We start from the raw sequence: 25,673 nt of genomic DNA, 5'->3' as shown, positions 1-25,673 counted from the left end.
GATAGCATTTTTCGGTGGCCAGCTGCGGCACCAGGTCGCGTATTGATAGCAAAACACGACCTGGGCGCAGATCCAGGACGGCGCAAGTGATAGCAAAAACCCCGGCCGGCGCCGGCGCTCGATCGGCTTTTTGATAGCATTCTAGAAATCAAAAAAATCCAGCTCTATGCTTCGCTCCGCTACGATCTGGAGGAACTGTGCCTCGGGCAACCAACAGTCTTCCTCATCCCGCTTGCGAATTGACCCATCAAACAGCCAGCTATTGGAATGTGCCGCATAGGTCGGGTGTTTCCCGTAGATATCAAGCCTATCATCTGGACCCAGCTCCGCTAGAACATAGCGATCACCGTCTATGGGCTCTGCACTGGTGAGAAATTCAGGAATCATGTGGATCGTTGTTATATCCATGTTAATACCTGTCACGGCGAAGGTATAAAACGCCGTAGCCGATTAGAAGAATTGCGAAAGACACCCCGTAATGCGTAGAGGTTTTTCCCCACCACCTAATGTCGAAACACATATCAATCGGGCCAATACAACCCATTTGATTCAGCGCGGGACTGAAGGACATTACGAGCGTGGATAGGGCTAGGGGCAAGATGTTGGCAAACGTGAGGGGCCAAGCATCGGAGGCTTGCGACCATACGCCCAAGCCGAGCAAGGCGACGGTTAAGGTAACTCCGAACACCAGAGTGAAGGCCGCCGTTACATCGATCCCCAGAGACGCGCCAAGGCCTTTGAGCGCTCCGTAGCCCAGCAGTGCCACCAGAACGACAACAGCGATAATGTAACGCACGTCAGGCCCGTTGTTTCCATCATAGTTCGCCATAAGTCACCTCACTCAATGTTCGCTTCGAGAATCGTGCCGTCCGGCCTTACGGCAACCATGCCGCTCCCGTCCAGCCGCTTGAAGGTCCAACGCTCGTCAAAGGACTTTCCCGATGCTGGCACGATAAATACTTTGTGCGAGCCAGCAGTAACCTTGATGGATCCGCATGGCTGTTTTTCGTTCGGCTGACAGTCGTAACCGTAAGCTTTGGCGCGCTGGCCGTTCGCTAGAGTTAACCCCATTCCTGGTGGAATGTAGGAAGCGTTGTTTCGCGATCCGGGGCTACTGGGAAGAACCTTCTTAACTTGCCCTACGGCGTTTGTTATATCGCTCAAACTAAAGTCAGCGTTTGCGTTGAACGCCGGTAGCAGCAAACAACCAAACAGCGCAATTGATTTGATGTTCATTCAGAGTTCCTTTCGTTTCGATCTTTTATTGATTTCTTTACTCGATACACCGTCGCCACACCACAAGATGCCAGCTTGGCGATTTCATCTACTGAAGCGTTAGGCAGTTTAATCAGCAAGCGCTCTATTGACTGCCAAAGCTCGACGTTCTTCTGTTTACCTGGAGGCGTCCAGGCGGGATCTTGAGCCCGCTTGTTTGCCATCCCCTGACGTATACGCTCAACACGCTTTTCTTGATCGAGGCGCGCCATAGTCGATGTAAGGTCAATCAACATATCGTTGATTACGGCCATGATTTGGCCGGTGATACTAGTATCGGCCTGTAGGTGAGTGGTGGGCAGGTCGACCACAATTAACCGAAGCTGTTTCTCTGCCAGGATCTGCTTGAGGCGCGCCCAGTCGCTCTGGCTGAGCCTTGAGAGGCGGTCAATGGATTCGACCAGCAGGACGTCTCCAGGATCCGCCACGGCTAGTAGCTCCATCAGCTGCGGTCGCTGGAGCTTTGTTCCCGATATGTTCTCGCTGTAAACACCGGCCACCTGGAAACCGCTATTACTAGCAAACTCCAATACCTGGACCTTTGCCCTATCCGCGTCTTGGTCTTTGGTCGAAGCTCTCAAATAGATGTGCGCTTTCATCCTTCTGTTCTGACGCTACACAAAGCCTTCACGCTGAGATACCCCGTCACGATGACCGGAATCACCCAAACAGCCCCACGTACTGCACCCGCCTGTAATTGCGCAAAGCTATCTGCAAGCTTAGATTCAAAGGGTGCTGGGCCCATGTTTGAGAATCCAGCAAAGAAAATCAAAGCTAGGCCAAATGCATACAACGACATAGACATTGCAGCAGCAAGTCTGTTTGACCGGGCCGTCTTGGATGCAAGTAAGATTCCTACCGAAATAGCGCAACCGGCAAAGTAGTATGTCAATTCGAAACTAGTGACGCCTGCGATGTTTAGACCAAACTGGAAGATGCTCACCAGTCCCGACGATGCCTGGACAACGCCGAAACAAAAGAGGCCGAGTAAGATCACTAGTGGAAGGTACGAGGTCGATTTTGCGGATGCGGGCATGGGCTGGTCCGTCCTGTGCGTGTATACCTATCAGATAGGTCTGTTAGAGGTAGTTCTAGGATAATCTATCATTTACCTATCCGCCACTGACAAACTGATAGAAACCTGTACCGTTTATCAGTGGAATCGTATAGGTATAGCCAAGTGATAGTGCGCGGGCAGTGCCGCGCTTCGCTTAAACGCCGAAGTTGAATTCCGCTTCCGTCATGTAACCCAGGTAAGAACAGGCCAGCAACGTAGCGGTGGGAGAAACCTTTGCATGCATTTTTGCGTCAAGAATGTCTTTGGCTGTCACGCGCTCGGCCCTCATACCGTAGTACGAAGATGCATAGGTGGCCTGATTGTTGCGAACGTCGAAAAAAGAAAGGCAATAATAATGTAGCGACATGGGATCATTCCTCTTTGGATAATGAATATTTCTGCGTTAGCTACCTGGGGGGAGTGGAAGCACAGGGCACGTCACTTCGTATTTCTTATAGCGCTCCTGGGCATCCTCAGCGCCTTTGAGGGTGGTAAGCACGCCTAACCAAGTTCCGGCAGCCATACCGACACCAAATGCTAATACAGCCACCATAGGCCAGGGCATTCCCAACAACCCGTTTTGAGATTTCATTGGAATCCCTCCTTGAGGTTTACTTCTTCAAAATGATCGAGCCGAGTTCGTCACATACAATCCAGACAAAACGAACTAAGTGGTACAACAGGTACGCTGCGACCAGTCCGATTGCTCCCCACAGCCAAAAGCCGCCGAGGCTATCCGGCCCTACATACGTCTTCATCCCGCAGCCGTCTATGAGACTGCAATCGTGCCAGCTGAAGGGAAGGACTTGCAGAAAACTTGCAACAGCACTAAGCAGCCATCCGAAGCCGCCGACAGCAATTAATACCAGTACAACCGCACTCAGCCCGAGAGCGGAGCGGAAGAAAAATGCATTGGCTTTCATAATAGTTTCCGTCCTACTAAAGTCGATCATTGGGAGCCACCTGAAACCTTAATATAGGATCATTGATCCTATATGTAAAGCAATTTACTGCACGATCCATCGCAAAGGGACAGGTAGGAATTACTCATTGTCCCTTTACGTCAATTTGCTTATTTTCTTCAGCACGGCGGAACATCTTTACAAAAAGTTCTTCAAGGGTCATATCATGACCTTTGACTTTGTACACCATTGCACATTCAACAAATTGACCGTCTACTACTACTGCCTCTGACATTTGAAAACCACTACTGTTGACAGAGGTATTCCATGCCTTGCCGTTATTGCAGTGGATTCCCTGATTAGCGATTGCCGCCAATCTTTCGGGAGAGTGATTTTGTGCAACTGGCGTTAGGCCCTTTGCCATGTAATAGATAGTTGCTACTGCCAGTAAAACGAATATTCCAGCGCAAAGCAGCACCGGTAAAATTCTTATTCTTGATTTATAGGCCATAAAACTAAACCTCTCCAAAGAAGGCTAGCACCGTGAGAATAAGAAAGGCTAACGCCCCTAAAGCTATAGACCGTTTATCGTCGCGTGCGAGCAACCTAAGTTGCTCTTTTGCAGTTTCTTTGTCAGCCTCGGTAGTGGCTGATGCCTCCTGCGCCTGCATAGCTTCTTTGTGTTGCCCCTTGCCTATTTCATTCCAAAGCGAATAGGAGCCAAGCAAGAAAGCCGTAAACTTCAAAGACTTTACTATCGGCTCCGGTATTAAATTCGCCAGTAATGCGCCGAATACTGAGTACGCGACTGCATAGGCCACGGCGACAAAAACAAAAATCCAAAACAGATCTTTGCTATTGAAGATTTTGTAATGGGATTTGGACATATGACTTCCTTAATCTTCTGTGAGCTGGTCCGTTCCAGGTTCCAAACCAAACTGAGTTGAGTTTCTTCTAACGGGGCTCACAAACAGTCGCACCTACCATCCACCCGTTCGGGGCCGGGGCTCCAGGGGGAGCCGGAACCATGCTGAACACGCACGAATGTCCTCCAGGGGCAATCGCAGTGACATTGGCTGACGCTGAGGTTTCATGATGCACCTTCACTGCTACAGAGTCTGGCTTGACCTCGTAGAACTGCGACATAAGGCTGATAGCGACAGCCTCCGGCCCTGGCCTATCCAGCTCTCCACTGGCCTGCACCTTGGCGCAAGTTGCAGCAACATCCAGCGCGCCGGTGTCTCGCAGTTCATTGAAAACCTTCACCGCTTCAGGATCTTTTTTGAAATATCCTTTACAGAGTTTCACCGCGTCGATAGTACGGATAGGTGCCGTCGATAACTCAAAAGAGGATGCAATAGCTTGCGACGACGCCAGTAGCAATGCAGCAACAATTAGCTTTTTCATTTGGAGAGGTTCCTTTCAGCAACAATGCGACGTTCACAGATAATATCTGCCAATTTATCCTGGGCGCGTTCTGCGACAAGTTCCCAATCTGAGCCAGTAGCGAAGGTGTCGCCACCTATTAGCAACTCAATAACCCGCAACTCTCTAAGACTCAACATCACAGGCACTTCTAAATCAAGGTCCGCTTCTTTGTATTCAGAATATCCGGCCATTTCCAACCCCTCTTACCCGGCTTAGCGCAGGATTCCCAGTACAGGAATAATATCTTGTGGTACTCGCCCAGTTAGAACAAGAAAACGTCTCCAGACGCCGTATGGCGTCTTCTTGCTGCCATCTTTGAACGCACGAATTCGGCGGTCATTTCCGCTACCATGGATGCCAAGGAGAACTGCCAACTTTGCATCTGTGCCGTACTCAGTGAACAGATTTTGAAAATGTCGAAAGTACGCTTTCACAATTTCAGGTGCCGGGGCCTCCCAGCCTTCATTTTCACGCAACAAATGATCACGCGGGAAAAGGCTTTCATCTACTAAGTCCTGAGAGGGATAGCGCGTAGCTGTGAGGTTATTTTTCAACTGGGCAATAGCATCAGCTATGGCCTGTTGGAAAATAACGTCTTGCTGATCCTTTATACTGGGCAAGTCGATTTTCATTCGTTCTCCTTTAGCCTTCTTTTACGAACGCTTTATAATGGTTATGGCTGTCACCAGTTCCGCCGTGTTCCAAGGGAACAAGTACATTCAACATAGTCACGGTTCCATCAGGGCAAGCCCGACGATTCATAGTGGCGACTCCATCCTGTTCAACTTTCCCATGGTAGATACATTGTTCGCCCTGAAGCTCTTTGAATGACAGTCTGTCACCTGGGCGCGGACTGTCGTTCTTGTTTAGCATCACCACGTCAATGCTCTTGATTGCCGCCAAGTAATTTGGAAAATCTGAAACAGCATTTGAGGAAACTGCCGATAGCGTCGGCTGTTCTTTAAACATTTGCCAATTTAACCACCCGGCCCCAGCGAGATAGATAGCGAAGATCCCAAATGTAAATTTTGCACGCGCCTTAGGGAACGTTTTAAAAATCCAAACCATGACTAACGCGATTAGTACCAGCATTAATACTGTTACAGCGGTCGATATCGGATTTTCTTTTGCATGGCTGGTTACGCCGACAATATCTACTACTGGAATCATTTTTGAAGCTCCATCCATTGATTTGATTTAGCCGGTAGAGCCTGGGGGGCCTTATGGCCCCCTTGCTCACCGTGGCGACAGCTCGATACGTCGAACGTCTGAAACACGGATATTGACTAAACTTAACGTCCCGTTTGCCATCCTTTCCCAGTAGCCTTGCTGATGAATATGCACCAGCGCGTAGAAAAGGTAGTCCGGCAAAAGGATATCAGTGCGGTGTACCTGGATCCCGATGTTCTCGGGGTTGAACTTTCGTTCTGGTTCACCGCATCGACTCGCTGAGCCCCGCCTAACAAGCCAGAAATGCGCCTCTGGAAAGTGTGTGCGGATAGTCGCAACCTCTGAAAGTCTCATCCCGTTCTCCGCGATGGCAACGACTAGCCTTCTCAGAAACGAGTGGCTCTCTGCGTGCCACCAACAAGAGACATTATAGGATCATTGATCCTGTTTGCATAGCATTATTTAGGATCAAAAGTCCTAATATTTTCAGACGAATGCTATCAAAGGAGGGACCGCGGCCGGAGCTGGCCAACGGAAAATGCTATCGAATTCGAAAAGGGTAGGGGAGCTGTGCCCCCCCAGGTGACGCAAGAATGACAGCAATTCAGGCGAGTCCGGATCCGTCCTGCAGGACGAATTGCTATCATTTACTTACTCGAAAAGGTCTTTTTGGCCTGCCACTTCGGCCACCTGGATACATAGCGGGGCCAACTGCTGTAACAGTGATTGCGACCGGCGCAGATTCTCCCGCAAGCGCCTGTTTTCCTCGCGCTCATCTGCAAGCTGATCGGTCAATTTATCCAGTTGGACGATACCTGCCAGAAAAGCCTTGTTCGCCGTGGCTTCGCCGGTGATGCGCTTGGCAATATGAATCAGCGCGTAAGGCGTGCTGCGAAGGGTAAGGGTAGTGGTGCTATCTGGATCTGCGTCTTTCATAAGCTCACCTTTGCTATCATTAACAACCTCGATCACACTGACCGGATGCAGTTATGATAGCAAAACCACCAAGAGAATGCTATCAATTTGTGACCTGGCGTTGCACCTGGTCACGGTATTTTGATAGCAATTAAGCCAGTCCCTATGGCTTTACTTCCTTTGCTCCGGGTTTCGTCCTGGGTGTTTTGGCCGGTGCTTTTTCCGCCGCTGGCTTCGCTGCTGCGGCCTCAAGCGCTTTTATTCTCGCCAATGCCGCCTGCTCGCGGCCATTCGCCGTAGCCTCCGCTGCATTCGCCAACTTCAGTTCGCCGCGCACCGTCTTCAGCTCTTGCTTGATCTGCTCCAGTTCATCGCCGCGACTTTTGCTCACAGCCTCTGACTGTGAGAACGATGCGGATAGAGCGCGTAACTCGGTGCGCAAGTCCTGGCACACGGCGGCATCTTCCAAGTGTTGCTTTTCCATCTGAGCGACAGCGCCGGTCGCCTGGGCTTCCCGCTCACGCGCCATCTGTTCTAACCGACGCTGTTCCTCTAGCTGCCCCTGGAGCAACTTCACCTGGGCCACGGCGTTAGCTGCTGCCTCTTTAGCCGACTTCTCAACAGATGCCAGTCGCTCGCGCAGCTGAGCCAGCTCCACGGCCTGTTCCTGCTTAGAAGCCTGGATCTGTCCGAGCTGTTGTTTCAGCGAGTCGCAAGCTTCCTGGGCGCTATCTAGCTGTTGCTCCAGGTCGTCAACCGTCTCTGTGGCGTCCGCAAGCTCACGCTCGGCCTGCTCCCGCTGTTCACCAGCGGCGCGTACCACGTCAGCAACGCGGCGTTCGCTCGCCTTAACGGCACGATCATTGATATCCACGGCCATTGCACCCAGGCGAGCTACAAGCGCCTCTGTGACGCGGGAAAGCTCCTGCGCCACCTCGACCGGCAGTTCGGCCATTGGCTCCGCTTCTGCAATTGTTTGGCTCGATAGATGCTCGTCCCAAACCTGCTTCAGCCGGTTAGCGTTCCCGCCCCCAACCTTTTGACGCAGCGCGAACCCGGTAATGGATCGACCAGCGCTCTGAAGCGCCTGACCGGCCTCGATGATCTGTTCTGGAGTGAAATCGACAGGACGCATGGCAAACCTCCGCAAGTGAGGCCAAATTATAGCGCATACAAAACAAACAAACAAACAAACAAAGAAACTAACAAACAAACTATAAGATGAATTGATAGCAATAATCCGCCCTGGATCTGCTGCAGGACGCCGGATTTAGAGACGATTGATAGCATTCGCAAGGAATCCCGCTCTACTTGCCTACGGCCTCGGGGGTTCGGTGGGTTGTAGCTCTTTCAGATTGCGGCCATACTACTGTTTCGATGTACAGTATTTGGTGTGTTATGAGTCGCACATTGCCGCCGTTCCGCCCTGTAACCGTTACCGAGCTTCGCCAGATCTGGTCAGAGCATCCCAGCAACGACATACGGCGCCTAACGCTTGAGGTTGAGCATTACCGCCGCCTGTTCGCGGAGGTCGACCAACTGTGCAAAACCGTCCATAAGGCGTGGTTAGAGGAAATGGGCAGTAACCTGGTTGCGCTTCATTTGTTGAAACAGGTCCTGTATTCGGAGCGTGAGCGCGTGCAGTGCTGTAAGAGCGAAGCGCGGTCAAGTTGAATGGCGGGGGCCCCGCCGAAGGTGGGTTCCGCGTCCGCAGGACCGCCGCAGGCGCATTCTGCTTGACGGTGCGCAGTGACCCCCAGTCTTGGCCTGGGTGTGTGGGGTAGCTTCACCACCCCGCGCACCCGAGGTCTGGGCGACCCCAGCGCGTTGACAAGGGCCGCGCCCTTGGTGTGGCTTTGGTCTGCCGTCCAGGGGGCACCCCTGGCTGCCAGCGGCACAAAACACCACGCGCTACGTTGAAATCTGGAGGATCGGCGGCCACCAACAGTGGCAGATTTCAATCCAGACGCTGACCCGCTTGAACTTGGCGGCTAAATTCAGTGGCCCGACTCGCTGAAACGCCGGCAAGTTTTGCCAGCAAGGCACTAGAAATGAGCCCCGCCAAATGCTGGTACCGGGCCAGTTTTGAAACCCGTTGGTACGGTACTGCACCCAAAAACTTTTGCCGTTGCTCAACTATGGCAAAGGGCACACCTACTGCACGGCTGATCTTCGCAGCTGACATTGTGCCGAACAGTGATTCGTAGCCGAGCCACGGGCCTACATAGTTTTTGATCCGCTGCTGTGCTGGTTCTTTCGGCAATGCTTTCGCAGGCTCACGGCCTAAAGCTTCACGCCAATTCCTAACCGTTGTGCGCGAAACCCCAGCGAGGTTTGAAACCTCGTCGTCATGCACAAGCCCAAGGAGGGTTTTATATGGCCGCAACGGATGATTCGCCGGAAACCTCCTGGGCTTGGGTGCCCCTTCAGGTCCTGGCTTGGCCTTGATGCCTAGACGCTTTCGATATTGCCCGACGCTATATGCAGATACACCGCATAGCCGCGCTACCGTCCTGGTTGACTCGATCCCTAGCAAATGCCGGTACGGCTCAATAGCCTTATCAACGCTCCAGGCGGGATACCCGAAAAGCTGACGCCGGTAGCGGATCCTGCTTTTGGTCGTGCCCGCCAGTTGAGCCAAATCCTCATCTTTCATGCTTCCCAACTTGCAGTCGAACCACCTGGGGATACCTATGTTTTTCCAATCAGCCATACAATTCTGAACCTAAAAAGGGAAAGATTCCGGCTATTTCAACAGCCTCAAGTTCACCAGCGAAAAGCACCGTGAAACCCCCGTATTCATTGGGGCTGACTGGGGGTTTTTCGAACTGAAAACCGCTGAAAAGGGGAAAGATTCCGGTACTCCTGATGCGTTATTTCTTGCTGCTGTGCCCCCCCCCTAAAAGGGGAGGGATTCCGGCTATGGTCGCACACGTCCACGGTTTTTCCCGCTCCTTCGCCTGAGAATCCCGCTGGTTAGACGCCTCACATGCAAGGAGCGTCTGGCCCTGCCCGATGCCTAGGATTTATCCTTAAAGCCGCTGTGCGCTGCGCTGAGAGCCTTACAGACAGCATGCAAAGCCTTTGCGCACCCCCCACACTGAAAACCCGCTTCTGATATTTGCCTCACCTGGTTAAAAAAGCCCCGCGCGCACACGCGCCCGGTTGAGCGGTCGGCCAGCTTCACCGGCCGAGCGTGATTTATCCGGGTCTTAGCGCCCCGCAGGGGTCGAGGCGCTTGCGCCGAGAGGGCGGCCGGTACGGCCGGGCCGCTTAGACGGGGTGTTAGTTACATCTAGAGAGCGCATTCCAGGTAAAGAGTCTCCCGAAGGGGCATACCTGCTTTTGCTTTGCTGTTGATTTGCTGTTTCCGATTCTGTGGGTGTACGTGGTTTCCCAGGCGACACACAAAGGTAGAGAGAGGCCGGAACGGCCAGCATCTTCAAGATGGGCATGGATGCCCATCGACAGGCCGCCGAAGGCGGGGCGAGCCATGGATGGCGAGGGTAGGCGGACGCACTGCCGAAATTTTGTCCTGCGCCGATTTTTTGCGCGCTGCGCGTGTTTTAGATCTTGTTTTAAAGAAGGTTTTTTCTTTTCTTTTATTTACTTGTTTTACCCCTGTGGATTGATTGCGTAACTATATGATTTACAAGGGTTTTATTTGATTATTTTTCCACATTTGGGGAGGGATTCCGGCAATCCGGGGAGGGATTCCGGCTGCTATCAGGGAAGGATTCCGGCTATTGAAAGGGAGGGATTCCGGCAAGACAGGGAAGGATTCCGGCTATTATCCCTTACTTATCAACGGGTTACGCACAGCTTTTCCACATTCCTGCAAGGGGGAAAGGGGTGTTGACGCTCTCCCCTTTCCCCCTTATGGTGTCTGCGAATGCATACAGGAGTGGCGACGTGGCTAATGTGCCTGAAGTTGATAGGAACCGGGTCTACCAGTCGAACAAGCTAATCGAGTCGTCTTACACGCTGACGCTTCAAGAAAAGCGTTTGGTGCTGCTTGCCGCATCGCTTATTGACTCGAAAAAGGAAGCCCCAAAAGACGGCCTTGTGCGGGTGACAGCAGACGCTTTTGCATCGGTCTTTGGTGTAGAGGTTCGTCACGCTTATGGCATTCTTGCCGAAGCCGTAGAGCGCTTGTGGGCCCGAGAAATCAAACGCTACGAGCGCAGCAAAGAAGTGGAGGCCATGCGCTGGATCTACAAAAAAGAGTACCTGGAAGGCGAAGGGTGCGTTGAGATTGGATTCTCTCCGACTGTCCTGCCGCACCTGACTCTGTTGAACCGCGAGTTCACCGGCTACACGCTGAGACACATCAGCCAGTTGAATACCTTCTACGCCTTCCGGCTCTACGAGCTGACAGCGCAACACAAGAAGTTTGGGGAGCGCGAGTTTGAACTACCTCGTCTGCGCGAGCTGCTACAGCTCGAAAAGAAGTACCCAAACGTCAAAGACCTACGCAAATACGTCCTCGATCCGTGCATAAGCGAGATCAACCAGCATACGGACCTGAATCTGTCCCTGGAGCCTAAGCGCAAGGGACGTAGCATCGCGGGGTTCAAGATCTACATCGAGCAAAGTGCCCAGCTTCCGTTGATCTGAACCACTGCGCGACAACAAGCCTCGCCCTGGATCAGAGCGGGGCTTTTTTTGGGCGCAAGGAAAGGATAAAAGGGAAGGATTCCGGCTAACCGGCCATACCGCTGCCAAAACAGGTCGGGCACCGTGCAACCGGCGTTTCTCCGTCGAAGTCGTCAGGATCCTCACCGGGATGAATACCGTTACCCTCGCACACGGCACAGACGCCACTGAGCGCACACAACTCGATGCCCAAGCTCTCAAGCGTTCCGTCAAGCTCGCGGTCATCCACACTCTCGGCCAGTAGCCGACCGATTGCAGCGATTCGAATCAATCGTTCTTTCAAGGCATGATCCATGCTGGCTTTTCCTGCTTTAAAGGGGAAGGATTCCGGCTATCACAGCTCGTCAAAACGCCATGCAGGAGAACACCGATGCATAGCGGACACTCCCTAAAGAGGGAAGGATTCCGGCTATAAACTTGGCGTGGAGCGCCAAAGGGGGAAGGATTCCGGCTAAGCATTGATAGCAAAAGCGGCCTCGATCGCCGGCGCGGCCGGGGGCTTTTGATAGCAAACATCAAAAGCCAACACCATAAAATGCAATCATTTTCAACCTGGCCAACCTGGTCCCGGGCCGGGTTTTGATAGCATTATGCGCGGCTGCGCTGAGTGTCCTCATGCTCGAAATTCTCCGGCAAACTGAGCTGGACATTGCGAAACCCAAGGCGGTGAGCATCCATAATGGCGGCATTCAACCGGATGTAGACCTTTACTTCAGTTTTGGCGGCAACGGTAACGGTGACAGACTCGCCGTTGACCTTATGGATTATGAGCGTCCATGACCCCTGTTCAGGGCAATACTGCTCGATGGTCGCACCGCTTAATACACCGGCACTGAAAAGCTCTTTCAACATCTTCAGACGCACGTTCTGTCCTTATTCTTTACCGCTACTGTGCGGGTTGCTACGGGCTAGCCTACGGCTCGCTTCGGGGAGTACCAGAGCCACACCAAGGGCGCGGCCCTTGTCAACGCGCTGGGGTCGCCCAGACCTCGGGTGCGCGGGGTGGTGAAGCTACCCCACACACCCAGGCCAAGACTGGGGGTCACTTCGCGCCGTCAAGGGGCCGAGTCCTCGCCCTTCGGGCTGCGGGCCGCACCAACCCCTTGACCGCTCTACGTGACGCACACGGCATTACTCGGCGGCGGGCTTGGGTTCGTACACCCGAAGGACAAGACGGCCACTGACAGCGAGGTTAGGCGTCAACTCGACGTTGATCCCCTTCCCGTCTGCTGTAGGGAATGCGGCCCCTACCTTTGTCCAGGACGTTCTTTTTTCTTCGCCCTGCATGTACTCATGCGCGATCAGAGCGTCATAACGAACTTTCTTAGTATCACTAGCCATTTTTACACCTCATTTATCAGTTATTAGATGTAGCGGTAATTATTCGCCTATGAACCGCTCGTCAACAGCGGCACAGAAAGCGGTTTTATCTTCAGCGTCGTGAAGTCGGGCTAATACCGAATTCAGAACCTGAACATCTGTAGCGTCTGGATTATCCAGCTTTTCAATTTCATCGAACTTACGCTCAATAAGATCAAGCAATGTCGCAAGCTCGATCACGTTGCCCAGCCGCATCGAATTGCCCAGCTTTGCAGAGCTACCCAATTGCAATGGCGTACCTAGCCAAATTGGGCTGCTTTGTTTGAGCCAAAGGGCTTCTTCATCTGTCAGCATGTAAGCTCCTGATCGCTCTAAAATAGGTGCCGGATGCCCCGGCCAGCTCACCACTAAGCAGGTGACGCAACTGCTAGGCATAATCTGCGAGCAGTCCATTGCAAAATTCACTCGCCGTACATCTCTTTAGCTCGTTTTGAACCTTCGTCCAACGCACGGTTTTTATCGTCTTCGTTTGAAGTGAAGTTCGGAGCGTCAACACAATACGTTTTCATCTTGTGTTTCTTGCGGTAAATCATCGGAGGTTGCCAGCACTTCTGATAGACCTTCGGACAATCGCCCTGTGTGAAACCCGTTGTTGCACACATTGTGTAAGCGCCGCGCATATCGTTCTTGTCGTTCCAGTTAAAGTCAAATTCACTGGAGTTTGCCGATACAGAAACACACGACAGTAGCAGGCCAAAAACTGCGATCAGTTTCATTAGTTTTTAGCCTCCAGCTGTGCAACGCCTGCCATGATTTTGCTGACGTAGTTTTCTGTTTCCGGGAATGGCGGGATGCCGTTGTACTTATCAACCGCACCTGGGCCAGCGTTGTACGCCGCAAGGGCATAATCGACACGTCCGTACTTTCCTAGCAGCATTGCAAAGTATTGAGTGCCGCCTTTAATGTTTTCTTCCGGGTCGAATGGGTCAACATTCAATTCAGCCGCGGTGGCAGGCATTAACTGCATAAGCCCGCTCGCGCCTTTCTTGCTGACAATATTCGGGTCAAACTTTGATTCAGCCTGAATGATTTGCTGGACCAGCAGCGGGCTCAAGTTTTGTTTCTTAGAGTAAATATCAATCAGGTCTGCATACGGCTGACCGTCTAACTTTACGGGTGCGTATGTAGCCGTACCGCTTACCTCCGGCGAAGTAAGCAACTTCGGCGGCTGCTCGGTGGGGGGTTTCGCCTTAAAGGCGTCCAGCATGGCCTGCTTCTGATCGGCTGACCACGCCTGAGGCCGTTCCTTTCCCCATGCAGACTGCATAGCCGGTGCCGATTGCGTCCCGCCTGTCTCCACTGGCTGGACCTGGGCACGCGATTTCCCGGCCTCGGGAAACAGGTACTCGTAGAGTTCCTGTTCCTCAGGGGCAGTTGGCTCAGCCGCTTGGGCCTGGGCGAATAAGCCCAGGGCCATTGCAGCCACCGCCAGACCTTTACTTAGTCGGGGCTGGAAGTACGGCATAGTTTTTCTGCTCCGGCTCGTTATCGGCGCTTACAGGGCGTGTCAAATCGCGATAGACCACATTGCGACTGCTCAGACTGAAAAACTCACCCGATCCAGTAACTTGCGTCGTGTTGCAACCACTAACGACCGCAACGACCGCACAAAGCAATAGGAAACGCTTCATGATTTCTTCTCCGAAAAACTAATCAACTTATGATTGCGATCAACGACAATCCAATTGTCGTTACCAATCAAAATTTGGATTGCGTCCATTACAGGCATTGTCCGGTGGACTCGGGCAATAGCAGGTACACGACTATTTACAATGCTAATTGCATCGCTTGGTGCCGGGTACGCTACTACTACGTTATAGCCGGTAGGCTCTAACAGATAACGAATTGCCTCACCCACGGTTTGCACGTCTTCGGGGTAAACCGTTCGAACCCATACCGCCAATGGGTCAAGGGCGATTGGCTTTTCATCTTTTGCGAAAGCTAGAGCGGGCAACATCACCGCAATCAGCAGCGCTTTAATCAACGTATTTAGCATAAAGATCCTTATACGGTTCGATGTACATTTCTTGTTCTGTGACAATTTGAAAGCTTTGTCCAGGACGGATGGTTTGAGTTGGAACAATGTTCAGGTACTTTTCGGCCAACGGAGCGAACTGGCTACGCGAGTTCTCGCCTACGTCGCCTGCAAAGCTACTTTCATCATCACCAGTACCTGTACGGCTGGATCTGGAACCAATCAAGGCGTAGGCCGCTACACCCAGGAATTGAGGAATTAAGTGGTAGTCGGTCTGATCTTCAATTGCTCCAACGCCTTCACGATCCCCAACCGATGCTGTAGAAAAATCAATCGAGTTGCCGTTAGGCAAAACACCCTCTTTTACAAGGAACCCTACGCGGTTAGATATTGCCTCGTTGACGTTGCGAGTTCTCACCATCTTGATATTGAATTCCATGCCTTTAGGGAATATCACGTACTGGCGGGTAATGTCGTAAACATCACGATTGGCTATCGCTTTAAGCGAAGTACCGGTGTAATCGGAAATGCCCTTTTTCATCAGCGTTGTCAGAATTTCAGTTCCAGGCGGAACCTTAATTTTGCCTTCACTATCGGCGTCGTATTTGTTCTTCCTCGGGTAGCCGACCACATTAGCCGGGGCCTTGCTCTGCTGTGGAGCTGCTGGCATGTTCAATGTAGGCATGGGCGACGCAGAATTAGCCATTGGCCGTCCTGCGGCCTCCGGCAAGCCTGCTGCACCGTTCTGCTGAAGGGACAGGCGCAGCTTCTGCGCCTCGGCTATCCGGCGTTTCACTTCGGCGCGACGATCTTCCAGGCTGGCATTCTCATCCAGGGGACGGTTCATATGCGCTATCTGGTCCTGGATGTTTGCAGGGGTGCCCTGAGCGGCAACCATGGGCGCTGGAGCGCCTGGAACACCCATACCCCCCCCTTGCCCCCCCTTCCCTACCGTGGGCAGCTTCCAGGGCTTATTGGCGGCTCCCAAGGCCCTAAGTTCTTCTTTGGCCTTCCACTGTCGAACAGCCTTAGATTCGGGCGATTCATCTGGATCGGAATCATTGGAAGCACGACGCTCATCCGCTCCCCGGCGTCCGTTGCGCTCAGGCGGCACGCCATTGCCGATCTTGTTGAACTGCTCGTTGATGTCCCCTGCCCCGCTCTCAGAGGGCAAAACCCGGCCTGTGCGGTTTTTCGCCAGTTCGTTGAACTGTGCTTGGCGATCAGCGGCAGCTGGTGGCTCGGTAGTCGTTACCTCGTCGACCTTCGGCGGCGCTTTGCGCTCCTGCATTTTGTTCCAGACGTTCAGAACGACCATGCCCAGGAGAATGAAAAACACAACACCAATTGCCATCCCCAAATAAGCTTGCATCTTCTTCTTGTGGGTCGAAGGTTCTTCGATGATTCGCGGAGCGGATTCCTGTGTCATAGCCCCTCCTTAAAACTCGCCAAGAGTTTTACTGTCTTTACGCTCGATGCTCATTTCCGATTCATCCATTTTCAAATTGAAACTTGGATAAATCCCCGAAATAACATACATGCCATAAGCATCATCGTATTTAGTAGGAACAACGGCGGTTTTACCACCTACCACTGTTTCAACAGACATAAGACCGCGATTTGGCTTATCCAGGCGGATGTAAGTAAAGCGCCCATCGTCATAAACATCTGTTACAAGGCCCTTGGCTTCAAAGCCTTTGCCCTGGTTCCAGGTGTAGCCGGTGTAAACGTGATAGCGGAAACGGCGCAAAGCTTCGTAAACCGCTTTTTGGGTTTGAGCTTTGGACTCTTGTTGTTGACGCACAAGTTGCTGTTGCAGCATCTGCACCTGCTGACCAGACGCCGCAGCACCACGCGCAATATTGGATGACTGGCTATTGAGCGCATCACGGGCTCCAGGGGTGAAGAACATCCCATCAGCGACGATCTTTACGCACACATCGTTTTGCGCACCTGACGCACGATTTGCCACTACATCGTAAGAACTGCCATCCGTAGTCCAAATACGAATAATGCCGGACTTACCTTGTTCCGTATCGCTGTTAGGCTTAATCATCACTTGATTAGCCGCCCCTTCCGCGTTCCACAACTCGGAGCTGGAGACTGGCGGAATCAGATTATCGGCGGGCAGCTCAACCCGCGTACCTAAGTACAGTGCGCTATTGATCTGAAGTACCGAGTCAGGTTTCCAGTGAATGACGCGGCAACTTGCAGCTTGCGCAGACACACCCGCAGTAACGAGCAAGACACCAACCGCCGCTTTAGTAAAAATATTGTTCATGTTCAATTAGCCTCTTCGCGCTCGTTACCGGCTGGATCGTCGATTACATCCGCCTTAATGATTTCAATCCCTACTGGGTTAGCCCGGAGCCACTCCTTGGATTTCTTGCTCAACTCTTTTTTGGTGAGGAAGTGCCACTCACCCCGCCAAATTTTCTGTTTCACGCCATCTTTAACGAGAATGCCGCTAGGGCTTTTCGTGATTTCGGTAAAGTAGACGTTGGATTTAAACATTTCACCCGGCACTTTATCTTTGCCGAAAACAGCGGGCAAACTGTCGTAGTGATTAGGGAAACCCCATTTGATTTCAACGCGGTTTACGCTATTACCATTCGCCTGAATATCTGCCGCTTTCTGTACAGCGTTGAAGCCGCCCTTCTGCGTACTTAGGAAGTCGTTATACATGGGCTGCGACATGAACACGCCAGCGACACCATAATCTTTCTTAATCGTTTCTGGCTGGACACCGTAACGTGAAGAAAGATAGCGCTCCAACGCACTATCTACAGACGCTTTATAGAAAGTTGGTTGATCCCCAGGCGCGAAATTCTCGACAGTGGAATTTCCATCTGCACCCATTTTGATCCAGATAAGCTCCTTCGTGTTCATTGCCGCATCGAAGGCTCTTTTGTTGCTCCACCCCTGATACACATCAACCAGCAATAAGCAGAGAGCAAAGAGCCACAGTTTATTGTTAACAACTAGCCACGCGGCTTTCTCGGCGGGCACCTTGCTATTTTTATCGGCTTGTTTCTGTTCAGTTTCATCTAAAACGACGCTCATGCTCGTTTGCTCCTTACTTCATGAATTTTCTAACAGCCATGCTCGCCGCTGTACCTAAGCCACCGCTGAGATTGCCAAGTCCGCCCGCGAGCGCTGAAGCGAACGCGAAGGACGACAGAACGAAAAGGATTGCAACAAGCAGCATGGCGGATGCATCCACCAGCAAATACATCTGGTCAACGCCGATATTTACTGCTGTTGGCTCACCGGCGAAACCTCCGCCAGTGTACTTAACGCCAAGCGAGCCAATAATTGATTTAACCGCAATTGCAGCAACAACCATTGTGGCTTTTAGGACTATGAGTAGAAAACCAAATCCAGTAAAAAATTTGAACCAGCCATCAAATAGGCTTCTAGTCGCCGGAAGCAGCAGACAGGGAATAAATACAAACCCGACAACTTTCCCCACCGCATAACCAAAGTCAGCCCACATAGCCGCCAGATAAGCTACAGAATCCAACAAGATGCCAGCAGCGGTCCAGGAACCAACGTACATTACAAGTTTGAAAGAGTCCCATATACTCAAATCTTCAACTACAACCGCCGCGAAAACTTTATGCATCCACTGCGACAGAAAGAAGTTATCAGTATTGCCAACGAGCTGTTCCTGGTAGCCATTAGAGATACCGACCGCAATCCCCCAAATTCCCTCAGTAAACCCGTCATACGATCCCATAATCATAAAGGTTATGAAAAACATACAAACAGCAATCAAATGTGATTCGGTTTGATTACCCTGCCAGATGAATTTACAAACCTCAATCACACCTAGAATAAATGCGAATGCCGCGAATATCATCCAGGCAAAACGCGAAACAGGATTATCAGCGCCATTCATGATCCCGGAAACAAACTCTTTTAAGTCTCCGGCGAATATCCCGCGCATTGAACCCGATAGTGCTGCATCTGCTGTTTGCATGAACATCAACGGGGCCAAAAATACGGCCAGCATGCATAAAGCCATCGCGATGACTTGGCGCTTCTGGCGGCTCATAAGGCCCACTTGGTAGACGTGAGCAATAGGCTTTGCGTCGACCAATGAATAGAGGTTCGTGGCTGGGTTATAGGTGTACTGGGCCGCTGGAGCATCCTGGATCGCCTGGACCTGTAAGCGTCGTTGTTTGCGGTGCATGCGCAGCACCACAAGCCCGCTCAGTGAGAACACTGTGCCCAGGGCCATCAGCGCAGTTATCAGCATGGGAGACATTACTTGGCCCCGCCTTTGCCCAGCGGGCAGCGACGAACGTAGTTCAAGGTTTTAGCGCCGTCCTTGCACTCAATGAACCATGGATCGCCTTGCGTTTGGCGTGCGCCCAGGATGTTAGTTTGCAACCACCATCCTTCATTGAGAATGCTCACGCGGTCAACCGCACCGGCCTTTTTGCTCGCCTGGAAGTACGTGCCTTTCGGGGCCTTGTCGTATTCTTTTTTCAACGACAACAACTTTCCTTCAGCCTGGGCCTTACTGAAGCCTTTGTAATTTTTCTCTGCATACAAAGTGCCACGGGCCGGGGTATCGCTGTTGATCTTCACATAAGCCGCGTGTACACAATCTTCCTGCTCGCCTACCGTTTTAAAGCCCTTTGCCTTGCAAGCTTTTGTAGCCGCTTGTAGTTCCTGAAGACGGGCAGCATCTGGCGCAGCGTAAACAACGCCAGAAAGAAGGGCCAATGCAAGAACGATAACAGTCTTCATAATTTACTCCTTAGTAATCGGAAAGCGGGGAGTTATCAACTTCTATCTCGGTGCCGAGTCGAGCTTTGGTTTCCTCCAATGTTGCTTGGCGCGCCAAGTTCTGCCGTGCAAAGAAGTGATTCGGTAATTGGTTCGAATACTGAAGCTGTGCGTTCGCAATTGCGTTAGCTTGTTGATCCGATTCAATGCTCAATTCGTTTTGCTCGGCCAGCAATTGCAATGTGGCCAAATGATCTTCCGGGCCTAGTGACCGGCGCTTAGTCGCAACTTCACCAGCCCGCTCAACGTTAGTAAGCAACTCGTCATTCATGGTTTCCGAGAACAGGCTTTGCCCCACCGCCATCTGATCCATGGTGAACGCCTGGGCCGCTGCGGTTTCCTGACGTTCCTGGGACTTGGCATCGAACGGGATCGCCCGGATAGCGTCCTCCAGGTCACGGGCATCAGAAACACGGTCATACATACGCGACAGCTCTTTGCCCTTCGCAATCCACTCCTTGCTCTTGAAGTCCGGCGCATTGCCTGGGTACATATCAATAACATTGGAAAACCGCTTCATGATCGCCATGTAATCGCGTCTGTCGATCAACCGGGACAAGCCCTGCATCTGCGAAAGCATGTGGTAGTAACTGGTCATGGTCTGCTCATAAGTTGCGATGAGCTGGGCTAATTGGCTCTGTTCCAAAATGGTCTGTTGCATCTGCTCTGTGTACTGCAACAGTTGGTTTGAGTAGTCCGCTACCGCCTGGGCCACCGACGCGATATCAACTACAGGAAAGCCACTAGCGGGGGCCATAGCTGGTTGCGTTGCTGTAATCGCCATAATGATAGCGACGGCAAGTTTCTTCATACGCACTTTTAATGTTTGTTTCATTTCCTTAGCCTCCATTCTTTTTGAAGATACGTTTAACCATTTCGGCAGTTGCCTCGTCGATGTCGTCATACTTTTTAAGCATCTGACGCACAATGAGCGATTCATTCGGGCGACTGGTTGCAAGCACGTATTCTTCAGGCGCTACGAATAGATTCACAACTTTTGAAATACCTACTTCCCGTTGAATTATGTAGAACTGTTGACGCGGCTTTAGCCGCGCAATAGCTTCACATTCGCCATCGGTAAGGTCCGGGAAGACGCGCTGATATGAAGTTTTATTCATGGCCTGATCTGCCATGAATATCCAGGTCGAGGCAGACGAGCGCAGCGTGTTCCATCCCTCAATCTCGCCGTAGTGGTCTACGTCCTGGGTCCAGAACTCCATGCCGCCATTGTGTTTAAACCAAGTCCGCGATTTGGCTACAGAAAGCTCTACAGCTCCAGGAATGCTGAAGAAATATTTAGCCTCGTCGATGGACAATGTTTTGGGGACGGAGCGGTACGCGGGATCTTCAAATCGCCGGGATACACGAAAGAAAATTTCGTTCGTTACGAGCTGCGCAAGAGCGGGTCGGTCCTTCACCCCTGACAAGTTGTACGCTGCGATTCTTTTGTTCAGGTTGCCGATACCGTCTTCCACGTTATCGAACAAGTTTTGATACATGCCATTTGTTTTTCGCACCCAGCGCTGAAGTTTCAGCTTCAGGGTTGCTCCCACCATGTCATACAACGTGGACATGGTTTTCAGGTGCTTAGGCAATGTATCGGCCATTACCGACGAAATAGCATCGTCCAACTGCTTCTGCTCCGCTGGCTCAAGCTCTTGCAGCTCCTTGCTGTCATTCAAGCTGAGCATGATTCGGATTTGCGACAGCGCGTGGTGCGCAAAGGCGCTGTCGTCCTCACCCTGGCAGCTACAAAACAGGCTAAAGCCTCGATCTGTTGCCGGATCTTCAATGCGGAATATGCCGCCCTCGTCGCCAAAGAATTCGGCTACACCTTCAGTACCGGCGTCCACGTCCACTGAGTGGTACAGCGAGCCCAGCGCGGCGGCTTCAAGGCCCGCTTCAACCGCGTGAGGATCTGCCGCAAGCTGGGACCCGAACTTGAGGAAGTGTCCGGCCATGACGTTCTTGGCAAATGACTTACCAGACCGGGTTGGACCGACACCCAGGGTCAAAGCCCTGTCACCGATAAACGGGCTGAAATAGAAAGGGCTCCCGTCTTCGTTTTCCAGGATATATACAGCTTCCTCCCGATGATCTTCATCACCCCATTCGGGTATGCCGTTGTGTGCGCGGTAACCCAACGAACATGCACCGACTTGGGAAGATGTGAACTCCACGCTTCGGAAACACCGCTTCGGATAGGCAGGCAGCAGCATGGGGAATAAGTCAGCCATTCCGACCGATTCCCACACTACGTTGAAGTGGCTCTGTGTGAGAGCCGTGCCCATATCGCGGCAGGCAGCTTTTAGCTTCAGGGGGTTACGGTCGAAAACCACAACATGCGAATGGTAGTAGTACGAGCGATCCGGGGAGTTAGCGGCTTCTTCAAGCTCCAGCATTTTCTTTTTCAGAATCGGGCTATCGTTGATTCTCTTTTCAACGTCGCCGGTTACGTCCTCACCCTTCAACAACTGAGTGATTTTGATCTGGCTGCGTGCTAACTCGTCTGACTTACCCTTGAGCATCATGCCCTTGTCCAGGGTGGACATAGGGCGCGCCTTGGCTACAACAAGATAGTTACCCTTCTGCATGATAGGGGTAGCCTCACCAGCCCCCCACATGCCGTATGGCGTCTGCGCGGAGCCATAGCCGATCACGGAAGCAATGCGCGCATAAACGGGCTCTGGCCCTTCGATTTTGAGAAGGTCCAGGCCGTCAATGTTGATTTCTGTAATGTCACCGTCAGTTAGCAGCCGGTCCCAATCATCGCTGGGCACAGCCTCTTTTTGTGCTTGGTCCAGGTACTCGGGCCGAAGGTTTACGGTAGCTCGGCACAATGCCCACAACTGAGCCGCAGACTGCTTGGTGTTGTGAGGGGAAAGGATCTGCAACCGCACGTCCAAGTCGTCTAGCGCGCTATCCAGTAGATCAACCTGACGTCGCAATTCGCTACGCTCGACAATCCAAGACCCCCAGTGGTTAAACCGAGCCTTGAGGGCTTGGCGGGCCTTACGCTCAAATGGTGCTGTGAACACCATCTTGAGGGATGCCGCTGACATGAGCTTGTTTAGATTGGCTTCGGTGGGTACGTCCAACATCCAATACAGACGACTTGTGCAAAGATTCCGGGTTTCGTTGAGGAATTTTTCCCGGCGCTCAGAAAGCATACGGCTACGCTTGTTGGAGCGTTCCTTGAGCTTCACCTTTGCACCCTCGTAGTGCCAGTAATACTGAGTTACGGAGGTATCGGGGTGCTGTGACTGGATGAGGTTACGCATTACGGTGGTTGCGCTGGCAAGGTCAGCTTGGTTGTAGCCCTGTGGATCGACACCAGAGAGCTCTAACGCACCAATCAGCGAACCTGCATGGGACAAGATGTAGTCGTCCCATAGGCCCGCTGGATACAGCGCTTTGTTGATAGGACTTCCCTGGCTCGCCATGTTTAGAAACCCTTGTACCAAGTGATAACAAGCGCGATGTTCAGGATGATGATTGCGCCGATACAGACTCGGGCAAACCAAGCAACCGCCTTGGAAGCCTCTTTCGGAACCATCATCCAGAGGCAAACAGCCGCTACAGCTGAAATGAACACAACGAACGTAACGGCAGGGCCACCGCCGAAGTCGACGACTTGTTGCAACAGGTCGCCAACAAGGGCGAACGGTCCGTCGCCTTCAGAGCCAATATCGACGTTGTTGTCTGCCGCTTTGGCCGTGGCTGCTCCGAACAGCGCCATAAATGGCAAAAACCGAGTTTTCATCGGGTAGTTCCTTTTGAGGTGGATTGAACGATCAACTCGCCCCCAGGGCCGGGAGCAAGTACAAGGATGGGACGACGATGGCTGATTAGGGTTGTGAGTCGCGGATGCGCGAACAAGCTTCTGATCCAGAGGACGTATGCGTCCGGGTCCGTCTTGTGAGCGAGGTACGCCGGAATGTAGATCACAAGGACCAGAATGATGCTCAGGGGAATGCCGACAATCTTGGGCAGGTAGACCCAGCTCACGAACGCGGCGAAGCCAGCAATCACCAGCAGGGCGACGAATACGCGGGTGGGAAGACCGAATTTGAAGGACCGCGATGTAAATACCGCTTTATTTTCGAGTTCGGGGTTTCTATGCTCGCCCATTTATCTACAACTCCCTGGTTAGAAATGCACAACAATATGCGCATATATATACACATATCGAATGCAGAGGCAATGCCTTTGCCTGTCGAGGCGACGGAATGAGCAAGGCCATTAAGTCGACGCCGACGAACATCACGCTTCCAGGTAACGTCCTGGAAAGCACGGACAGCAGATTTGTGGTGCCCCTTCAGGCCGAAGAATTTTTCGGCAGACCTTCACGCTCGATGGTCATTAGGGCGTTGCTTGAAATCGCACTTGAGAACAGCGCCAAATTTCGCCCTGAAAATGCCCGTGAGTACGAGAGTTTCAAGGAGGAAATGCGCCGGATCCTGAAGGATCGCACGGAGGTTTAATGTGATACCGCTAGTCGGTATCTATCTAAAAGCAGACGGGCAAATTACCCGCTTAAACGGTTCAGGGCCACTATTTTTGCATCAAAAAAGCTACCAAGTCACACATTCAGGGCTTTACGACAACAAACATCCATGTTCCTAAATACGAATATGCATATCCGTAGTCCAGATGAACGGGATGTGTGACCAGCTAGTTCTGGATCCGTTCCCAAATATGTAACAAAAACTGAACACCTTGGCGAAAAAACTCAAAAAGTAATGGCTAATTGATATTAAATCGCGCTTTTTTTGAATGGCTCGCTATACCACGGCAACACTAATACGCGGAAAACCCCCACCCCACACGCCTACACAACAGCACCCAGGCAGCGAAAGGAATCGCCTCTTGGCTCATGGTCCACCGGTTCACTGTTTTGCGTGACACACGCAAAAAAACTGCCACGTCTCGCGGTTCTAGTTCACCCGAGCGCATGAGAAACCGCACCTCATCCCCCGATGGCTCAAGCCAATCAGGCGCGCCACTCAGGCATTGTTCCCGGACTGACCCGCCCTGCCCCTCAAGCTCATCCATACGACCTCCAGGACGCGATTTCTGACCCATTAGATTGCGCCCTGCAGAACGCCCAGCCATTCAGGCTGGACGTTCCTTTAACGCTGCTATTTTGGCTGAGGCGTGCGATAGCCTGTTGCCTCCAGCTTCTCTAACACTTCTTCAGCGATACCTTTCCAGACTCCCGCTGGAATCAAGCCATTGGAAACCTCATCCTCGGTTCCGGCCGCTACAGCAGCGCTGTAGCTCTCCAGTGCAACCATAACGAATGCTTGAGAAAGCGCACCGTAGCGCGAAAAATCCATGATATCAGTGACTATGCTGAGGTTAGTTTTAGGTTTGCGGATAGCTGCGGCGGTGGTGTTTGACATGCGGAATTCTCCGGGTAATGCCTGGGCATTCGCCCAGGCTGGGTAGCCCCTGGTGAGAACCAGAGGCTTAATGAGGTTAGTCCAGGGCTGCGCGAATCAACGGCCATTCAGCGTGTTCACGGGCATAGTCGATCAGGCTTTCGTAGCGCAACCCCATCAGGTCAATCTCATAACGGCCCCAGGCCGTCATGATCGCTGCAAGCGTTACCATGATCCCTACGGCTTCCGCTGAAAGCTCCCCTTCGAAGTAGTTGGAACGCGACACCTGGTAGGTGTCAGCTCCCGTAGGCACCATGTAAAAACCTGCATTCGACAGCTCGTAATAGTCCCACAACCCGCCGCTGTAAGCCGCGCACGACTCACGCATGACGTTTTGAGCGTACTGCTCGATGGTCACGGAATAACGGCCAAAGGAACGAAACACGCAGCTCATGCGGCGATGCTCAGGGACTTGTCGGCTAGTGGGGATGTGGCTTGAGGTGGTCATTGTCGGAATTCTCCGGCTGTGAGCTGAGCAATTCGCCCGGCTTTCACAAACATTATAGGATCAATGATCCTATATGTACAGGGATTTTGCTATCAAAATGCCGATCGAGCGCCGGCGCCGGCCGGGGTTTTTGCTATCACTTGCGCCGTCCTGGATCTGCGCCCAGGTCGTGTTTTGCTATCAATACGCGACCTGGTGCCGCAGCTGGCCACCGAAAAATGCTATC

General features: G+C 52.2%; 35 protein-coding genes. 2 read left to right on the top strand and 33 right to left on the bottom strand.

Features of this window, described 5'->3' with window-relative positions:
• Positions 1 to 141: 141 nt before the first annotated feature.
• The 16 genes from HBO11_RS28105 to HBO11_RS28030 form a co-directional block, all read right to left on the bottom strand.
• Complete coding sequence (locus HBO11_RS28105; RefSeq protein WP_170059051.1) at positions 142 to 408, bottom strand: hypothetical protein; 267 nt, start codon at positions 406 to 408, stop codon at positions 142 to 144.
• A 1-nt stretch (position 409) separates the two neighbouring features.
• Positions 410 to 829, bottom strand: a complete 420-nt coding sequence (locus HBO11_RS28100; protein ID WP_170059050.1) for a hypothetical protein — start codon at positions 827 to 829, stop codon at positions 410 to 412.
• A gap of 8 nt (positions 830 to 837) precedes the next feature.
• The gene (locus HBO11_RS28095) at positions 838 to 1,236 is read right to left on the bottom strand and encodes a hypothetical protein (RefSeq protein ID WP_170059049.1); all 399 of its coding nucleotides are present in this window, start codon (positions 1,234 to 1,236) and stop codon (positions 838 to 840) included.
• Entirely contained in the window at positions 1,233 to 1,874 is a 642-nt protein-coding gene (locus HBO11_RS28090) for a recombinase family protein (protein ID WP_170059048.1), read from the bottom strand. Before HBO11_RS28090 ends, HBO11_RS28095 begins: the two co-directional genes overlap by 4 nt.
• A complete protein-coding gene (locus HBO11_RS28085; RefSeq protein WP_170059047.1) occupies positions 1,871 to 2,311 on the bottom strand; it encodes a hypothetical protein in 441 nt (146 codons plus the stop codon). The genes HBO11_RS28090 and HBO11_RS28085 overlap by 4 nt, the downstream gene beginning before the upstream one ends.
• A gap of 175 nt (positions 2,312 to 2,486) precedes the next feature.
• Positions 2,487 to 2,699: a hypothetical protein gene (locus tag HBO11_RS28080; protein WP_170059046.1), complete on the bottom strand. Its 213-nt coding sequence runs from the start codon at positions 2,697 to 2,699 to the stop codon at positions 2,487 to 2,489.
• A 244-nt stretch (positions 2,700 to 2,943) separates the two neighbouring features.
• Positions 2,944 to 3,255, bottom strand: coding sequence for a hypothetical protein (locus tag HBO11_RS28075; RefSeq protein ID WP_170059045.1), 312 nt, complete (start codon positions 3,253 to 3,255; stop codon positions 2,944 to 2,946).
• Positions 3,256 to 3,379: 124 nt separating this feature from the next.
• Positions 3,380 to 3,745: a hypothetical protein gene (locus HBO11_RS28070; RefSeq protein ID WP_170059044.1), complete on the bottom strand. Its 366-nt coding sequence runs from the start codon at positions 3,743 to 3,745 to the stop codon at positions 3,380 to 3,382.
• A 4-nt stretch (positions 3,746 to 3,749) separates the two neighbouring features.
• Positions 3,750 to 4,121 (bottom strand): hypothetical protein, encoded by a 372-nt coding sequence (locus tag HBO11_RS28065; protein WP_170059043.1) that lies wholly within the window; start codon positions 4,119 to 4,121, stop codon positions 3,750 to 3,752.
• 67 nt (positions 4,122 to 4,188) lie between these two features.
• The gene (locus HBO11_RS28060; RefSeq protein WP_170059042.1) at positions 4,189 to 4,641 is read right to left on the bottom strand and encodes a hypothetical protein; all 453 of its coding nucleotides are present in this window, start codon (positions 4,639 to 4,641) and stop codon (positions 4,189 to 4,191) included.
• On the bottom strand, positions 4,638 to 4,853 hold the full coding sequence (locus HBO11_RS28055) for a hypothetical protein (protein ID WP_170059041.1): 216 nt from the start codon (positions 4,851 to 4,853) through the stop codon (positions 4,638 to 4,640). Before HBO11_RS28055 ends, HBO11_RS28060 begins: the two co-directional genes overlap by 4 nt.
• A 21-nt stretch (positions 4,854 to 4,874) precedes the next feature.
• A complete protein-coding gene (locus tag HBO11_RS28050; protein WP_170059040.1) occupies positions 4,875 to 5,294 on the bottom strand; it encodes a hypothetical protein in 420 nt (139 codons plus the stop codon).
• Positions 5,295 to 5,304: 10 nt separating this feature from the next.
• Complete coding sequence (locus HBO11_RS28045) at positions 5,305 to 5,832, bottom strand: hypothetical protein (RefSeq protein WP_170059039.1); 528 nt, start codon at positions 5,830 to 5,832, stop codon at positions 5,305 to 5,307.
• Between the two features lie 651 nt (positions 5,833 to 6,483).
• Positions 6,484 to 6,768 carry a hypothetical protein gene (locus tag HBO11_RS28040; protein ID WP_170059038.1) on the bottom strand — a complete coding sequence of 95 codons (285 nt, stop codon included), beginning with the start codon at positions 6,766 to 6,768 and terminating at the stop codon, positions 6,484 to 6,486.
• Between the two features lie 142 nt (positions 6,769 to 6,910).
• The gene (locus HBO11_RS28035) at positions 6,911 to 7,882 is read right to left on the bottom strand and encodes a DNA-binding protein (protein ID WP_170059037.1); all 972 of its coding nucleotides are present in this window, start codon (positions 7,880 to 7,882) and stop codon (positions 6,911 to 6,913) included.
• Between the two features lie 822 nt (positions 7,883 to 8,704).
• A complete protein-coding gene (locus HBO11_RS28030) occupies positions 8,705 to 9,403 on the bottom strand; it encodes a hypothetical protein (RefSeq protein ID WP_170059036.1) in 699 nt (232 codons plus the stop codon).
• A gap of 1,256 nt (positions 9,404 to 10,659) precedes the next feature.
• Between HBO11_RS28030 and HBO11_RS28025 the strand changes: the two genes are divergently transcribed.
• Entirely contained in the window at positions 10,660 to 11,364 is a 705-nt protein-coding gene (locus HBO11_RS28025) for a replication initiation protein (protein WP_308908941.1), read from the top strand.
• 85 nt (positions 11,365 to 11,449) lie between these two features.
• Here HBO11_RS28025 and HBO11_RS28020 read toward each other — a convergent pair whose 3' ends face one another.
• The 15 genes from HBO11_RS28020 to HBO11_RS27950 all read right to left on the bottom strand — a co-directional run bounded on the left by HBO11_RS28020 (position 11,450) and on the right by HBO11_RS27950 (position 23,686).
• Positions 11,450 to 11,698: a hypothetical protein gene (locus tag HBO11_RS28020; protein ID WP_170059035.1), complete on the bottom strand. Its 249-nt coding sequence runs from the start codon at positions 11,696 to 11,698 to the stop codon at positions 11,450 to 11,452.
• Positions 11,699 to 11,991: 293 nt separating this feature from the next.
• Positions 11,992 to 12,267 carry a plasmid replication protein RepB gene (locus HBO11_RS28015; protein WP_170059034.1) on the bottom strand — a complete coding sequence of 92 codons (276 nt, stop codon included), beginning with the start codon at positions 12,265 to 12,267 and terminating at the stop codon, positions 11,992 to 11,994.
• A 516-nt stretch (positions 12,268 to 12,783) separates the two neighbouring features.
• Positions 12,784 to 13,077 carry a hypothetical protein gene (locus HBO11_RS28010; RefSeq protein ID WP_170059033.1) on the bottom strand — a complete coding sequence of 98 codons (294 nt, stop codon included), beginning with the start codon at positions 13,075 to 13,077 and terminating at the stop codon, positions 12,784 to 12,786.
• Between the two features lie 107 nt (positions 13,078 to 13,184).
• Entirely contained in the window at positions 13,185 to 13,499 is a 315-nt protein-coding gene (locus tag HBO11_RS28005) for a hypothetical protein (protein ID WP_170059032.1), read from the bottom strand.
• A complete protein-coding gene (locus tag HBO11_RS28000; protein WP_222936243.1) occupies positions 13,499 to 14,248 on the bottom strand; it encodes a lytic transglycosylase domain-containing protein in 750 nt (249 codons plus the stop codon). Before HBO11_RS28000 ends, HBO11_RS28005 begins: the two co-directional genes overlap by 1 nt.
• Before the next feature lie 162 nt (positions 14,249 to 14,410).
• The gene (locus HBO11_RS27995) at positions 14,411 to 14,779 is read right to left on the bottom strand and encodes a hypothetical protein (protein WP_170059031.1); all 369 of its coding nucleotides are present in this window, start codon (positions 14,777 to 14,779) and stop codon (positions 14,411 to 14,413) included.
• On the bottom strand, positions 14,760 to 16,187 hold the full coding sequence (locus HBO11_RS27990) for a TrbI/VirB10 family protein (protein WP_170059030.1): 1,428 nt from the start codon (positions 16,185 to 16,187) through the stop codon (positions 14,760 to 14,762). The genes HBO11_RS27995 and HBO11_RS27990 overlap by 20 nt, the downstream gene beginning before the upstream one ends.
• A gap of 9 nt (positions 16,188 to 16,196) precedes the next feature.
• Positions 16,197 to 17,039: a TrbG/VirB9 family P-type conjugative transfer protein gene (locus HBO11_RS27985; RefSeq protein WP_170059029.1), complete on the bottom strand. Its 843-nt coding sequence runs from the start codon at positions 17,037 to 17,039 to the stop codon at positions 16,197 to 16,199.
• 2 nt (positions 17,040 to 17,041) lie between these two features.
• Positions 17,042 to 17,821 carry a hypothetical protein gene (locus HBO11_RS27980; protein WP_170059028.1) on the bottom strand — a complete coding sequence of 260 codons (780 nt, stop codon included), beginning with the start codon at positions 17,819 to 17,821 and terminating at the stop codon, positions 17,042 to 17,044.
• 13 nt (positions 17,822 to 17,834) lie between these two features.
• The gene (locus tag HBO11_RS27975; RefSeq protein ID WP_170059027.1) at positions 17,835 to 19,028 is read right to left on the bottom strand and encodes a type IV secretion system protein; all 1,194 of its coding nucleotides are present in this window, start codon (positions 19,026 to 19,028) and stop codon (positions 17,835 to 17,837) included.
• Entirely contained in the window at positions 19,028 to 19,516 is a 489-nt protein-coding gene (locus tag HBO11_RS27970; protein WP_170059026.1) for a hypothetical protein, read from the bottom strand. Before HBO11_RS27970 ends, HBO11_RS27975 begins: the two co-directional genes overlap by 1 nt.
• A gap of 10 nt (positions 19,517 to 19,526) precedes the next feature.
• Complete coding sequence (locus HBO11_RS27965) at positions 19,527 to 20,390, bottom strand: hypothetical protein (protein ID WP_170059025.1); 864 nt, start codon at positions 20,388 to 20,390, stop codon at positions 19,527 to 19,529.
• A gap of 4 nt (positions 20,391 to 20,394) precedes the next feature.
• On the bottom strand, positions 20,395 to 22,998 hold the full coding sequence (locus HBO11_RS27960; protein WP_170059024.1) for a type IV secretion system protein B4: 2,604 nt from the start codon (positions 22,996 to 22,998) through the stop codon (positions 20,395 to 20,397).
• A 2-nt stretch (positions 22,999 to 23,000) separates the two neighbouring features.
• The gene (locus HBO11_RS27955; protein WP_170059023.1) at positions 23,001 to 23,318 is read right to left on the bottom strand and encodes a hypothetical protein; all 318 of its coding nucleotides are present in this window, start codon (positions 23,316 to 23,318) and stop codon (positions 23,001 to 23,003) included.
• Positions 23,315 to 23,686, bottom strand: coding sequence for a hypothetical protein (locus tag HBO11_RS27950; protein ID WP_170059022.1), 372 nt, complete (start codon positions 23,684 to 23,686; stop codon positions 23,315 to 23,317). The genes HBO11_RS27955 and HBO11_RS27950 overlap by 4 nt, the downstream gene beginning before the upstream one ends.
• A gap of 98 nt (positions 23,687 to 23,784) precedes the next feature.
• Here HBO11_RS27950 and HBO11_RS27945 point away from each other — a divergent pair, with 98 nt between their 5' ends.
• A complete protein-coding gene (locus tag HBO11_RS27945) occupies positions 23,785 to 24,039 on the top strand; it encodes a hypothetical protein (RefSeq protein ID WP_170059021.1) in 255 nt (84 codons plus the stop codon).
• Between the two features lie 657 nt (positions 24,040 to 24,696).
• On the opposite strand, the gene HBO11_RS27940 is transcribed toward HBO11_RS27945, so the two are convergent.
• Together HBO11_RS27940 and HBO11_RS27935 are read right to left on the bottom strand one after the other, a co-directional pair.
• Entirely contained in the window at positions 24,697 to 24,960 is a 264-nt protein-coding gene (locus HBO11_RS27940; RefSeq protein ID WP_170059020.1) for a hypothetical protein, read from the bottom strand.
• A 76-nt stretch (positions 24,961 to 25,036) separates the two neighbouring features.
• Entirely contained in the window at positions 25,037 to 25,393 is a 357-nt protein-coding gene (locus HBO11_RS27935; RefSeq protein ID WP_170059019.1) for an antirestriction protein, read from the bottom strand.
• Positions 25,394 to 25,673: the final 280 nt, after the last annotated feature.

It is taken from the genome of Pseudomonas sp. WS 5010 (genome assembly GCF_012985565.1).
GTDB lineage: Bacteria > Pseudomonadota > Gammaproteobacteria > Pseudomonadales > Pseudomonadaceae > Aquipseudomonas.
The sequence above is the reverse complement of the archived record's forward strand: the minus strand, read 5'-3'. Positions and strand labels throughout refer to the sequence as shown.

Coding starts and splice junctions, on each gene's coding strand:
- HBO11_RS27995 (WP_170059031.1), bottom strand. CDS start 14,779: ATGCTAAATACGTTGATTAAAGCGCTGCTGATTGCGGTGATGTTGCCC.
- HBO11_RS28070 (WP_170059044.1), bottom strand. CDS start 3,745: ATGGCCTATAAATCAAGAATAAGAATTTTACCGGTGCTGCTTTGCGCT.
- HBO11_RS28050 (WP_170059040.1), bottom strand. CDS start 5,294: ATGAAAATCGACTTGCCCAGTATAAAGGATCAGCAAGACGTTATTTTC.
- HBO11_RS27955 (WP_170059023.1), bottom strand. CDS start 23,318: ATGAAAACTCGGTTTTTGCCATTTATGGCGCTGTTCGGAGCAGCCACG.
- HBO11_RS27940 (WP_170059020.1), bottom strand. CDS start 24,960: ATGTCAAACACCACCGCCGCAGCTATCCGCAAACCTAAAACTAACCTC.
- HBO11_RS27965 (WP_170059025.1), bottom strand. CDS start 20,390: ATGAAACAAACATTAAAAGTGCGTATGAAGAAACTTGCCGTCGCTATC.
- HBO11_RS28035 (WP_170059037.1), bottom strand. CDS start 7,882: ATGCGTCCTGTCGATTTCACTCCAGAACAGATCATCGAGGCCGGTCAG.
- HBO11_RS28005 (WP_170059032.1), bottom strand. CDS start 13,499: ATGAAACTGATCGCAGTTTTTGGCCTGCTACTGTCGTGTGTTTCTGTA.
- HBO11_RS27980 (WP_170059028.1), bottom strand. CDS start 17,821: ATGAGCGTCGTTTTAGATGAAACTGAACAGAAACAAGCCGATAAAAAT.
- HBO11_RS28085 (WP_170059047.1), bottom strand. CDS start 2,311: ATGCCCGCATCCGCAAAATCGACCTCGTACCTTCCACTAGTGATCTTA.
- HBO11_RS28060 (WP_170059042.1), bottom strand. CDS start 4,641: ATGAAAAAGCTAATTGTTGCTGCATTGCTACTGGCGTCGTCGCAAGCT.
- HBO11_RS28075 (WP_170059045.1), bottom strand. CDS start 3,255: ATGAAAGCCAATGCATTTTTCTTCCGCTCCGCTCTCGGGCTGAGTGCG.
- HBO11_RS28040 (WP_170059038.1), bottom strand. CDS start 6,768: ATGAAAGACGCAGATCCAGATAGCACCACTACCCTTACCCTTCGCAGC.
- HBO11_RS28000 (WP_222936243.1), bottom strand. CDS start 14,248: ATGCCGTACTTCCAGCCCCGACTAAGTAAAGGTCTGGCGGTGGCTGCA.
- HBO11_RS28090 (WP_170059048.1), bottom strand. CDS start 1,874: ATGAAAGCGCACATCTATTTGAGAGCTTCGACCAAAGACCAAGACGCG.
- HBO11_RS27985 (WP_170059029.1), bottom strand. CDS start 17,039: ATGAACAATATTTTTACTAAAGCGGCGGTTGGTGTCTTGCTCGTTACT.
- HBO11_RS28010 (WP_170059033.1), bottom strand. CDS start 13,077: ATGCTGACAGATGAAGAAGCCCTTTGGCTCAAACAAAGCAGCCCAATT.
- HBO11_RS28080 (WP_170059046.1), bottom strand. CDS start 2,699: ATGTCGCTACATTATTATTGCCTTTCTTTTTTCGACGTTCGCAACAAT.
- HBO11_RS28045 (WP_170059039.1), bottom strand. CDS start 5,832: ATGATTCCAGTAGTAGATATTGTCGGCGTAACCAGCCATGCAAAAGAA.
- HBO11_RS28020 (WP_170059035.1), bottom strand. CDS start 11,698: ATGGATCATGCCTTGAAAGAACGATTGATTCGAATCGCTGCAATCGGT.
- HBO11_RS27950 (WP_170059022.1), bottom strand. CDS start 23,686: ATGGGCGAGCATAGAAACCCCGAACTCGAAAATAAAGCGGTATTTACA.
- HBO11_RS28065 (WP_170059043.1), bottom strand. CDS start 4,121: ATGTCCAAATCCCATTACAAAATCTTCAATAGCAAAGATCTGTTTTGG.
- HBO11_RS27990 (WP_170059030.1), bottom strand. CDS start 16,187: ATGACACAGGAATCCGCTCCGCGAATCATCGAAGAACCTTCGACCCAC.
- HBO11_RS28095 (WP_170059049.1), bottom strand. CDS start 1,236: ATGAACATCAAATCAATTGCGCTGTTTGGTTGTTTGCTGCTACCGGCG.
- HBO11_RS27970 (WP_170059026.1), bottom strand. CDS start 19,516: ATGAAGACTGTTATCGTTCTTGCATTGGCCCTTCTTTCTGGCGTTGTT.
- HBO11_RS27975 (WP_170059027.1), bottom strand. CDS start 19,028: ATGTCTCCCATGCTGATAACTGCGCTGATGGCCCTGGGCACAGTGTTC.
- HBO11_RS27935 (WP_170059019.1), bottom strand. CDS start 25,393: ATGAGCTGCGTGTTTCGTTCCTTTGGCCGTTATTCCGTGACCATCGAG.
- HBO11_RS28100 (WP_170059050.1), bottom strand. CDS start 829: ATGGCGAACTATGATGGAAACAACGGGCCTGACGTGCGTTACATTATC.
- HBO11_RS28030 (WP_170059036.1), bottom strand. CDS start 9,403: ATGAAAGATGAGGATTTGGCTCAACTGGCGGGCACGACCAAAAGCAGG.
- HBO11_RS28055 (WP_170059041.1), bottom strand. CDS start 4,853: ATGGCCGGATATTCTGAATACAAAGAAGCGGACCTTGATTTAGAAGTG.
- HBO11_RS28105 (WP_170059051.1), bottom strand. CDS start 408: ATGGATATAACAACGATCCACATGATTCCTGAATTTCTCACCAGTGCA.
- HBO11_RS27945 (WP_170059021.1), top strand. CDS start 23,785: ATGAGCAAGGCCATTAAGTCGACGCCGACGAACATCACGCTTCCAGGT.
- HBO11_RS27960 (WP_170059024.1), bottom strand. CDS start 22,998: ATGGCGAGCCAGGGAAGTCCTATCAACAAAGCGCTGTATCCAGCGGGC.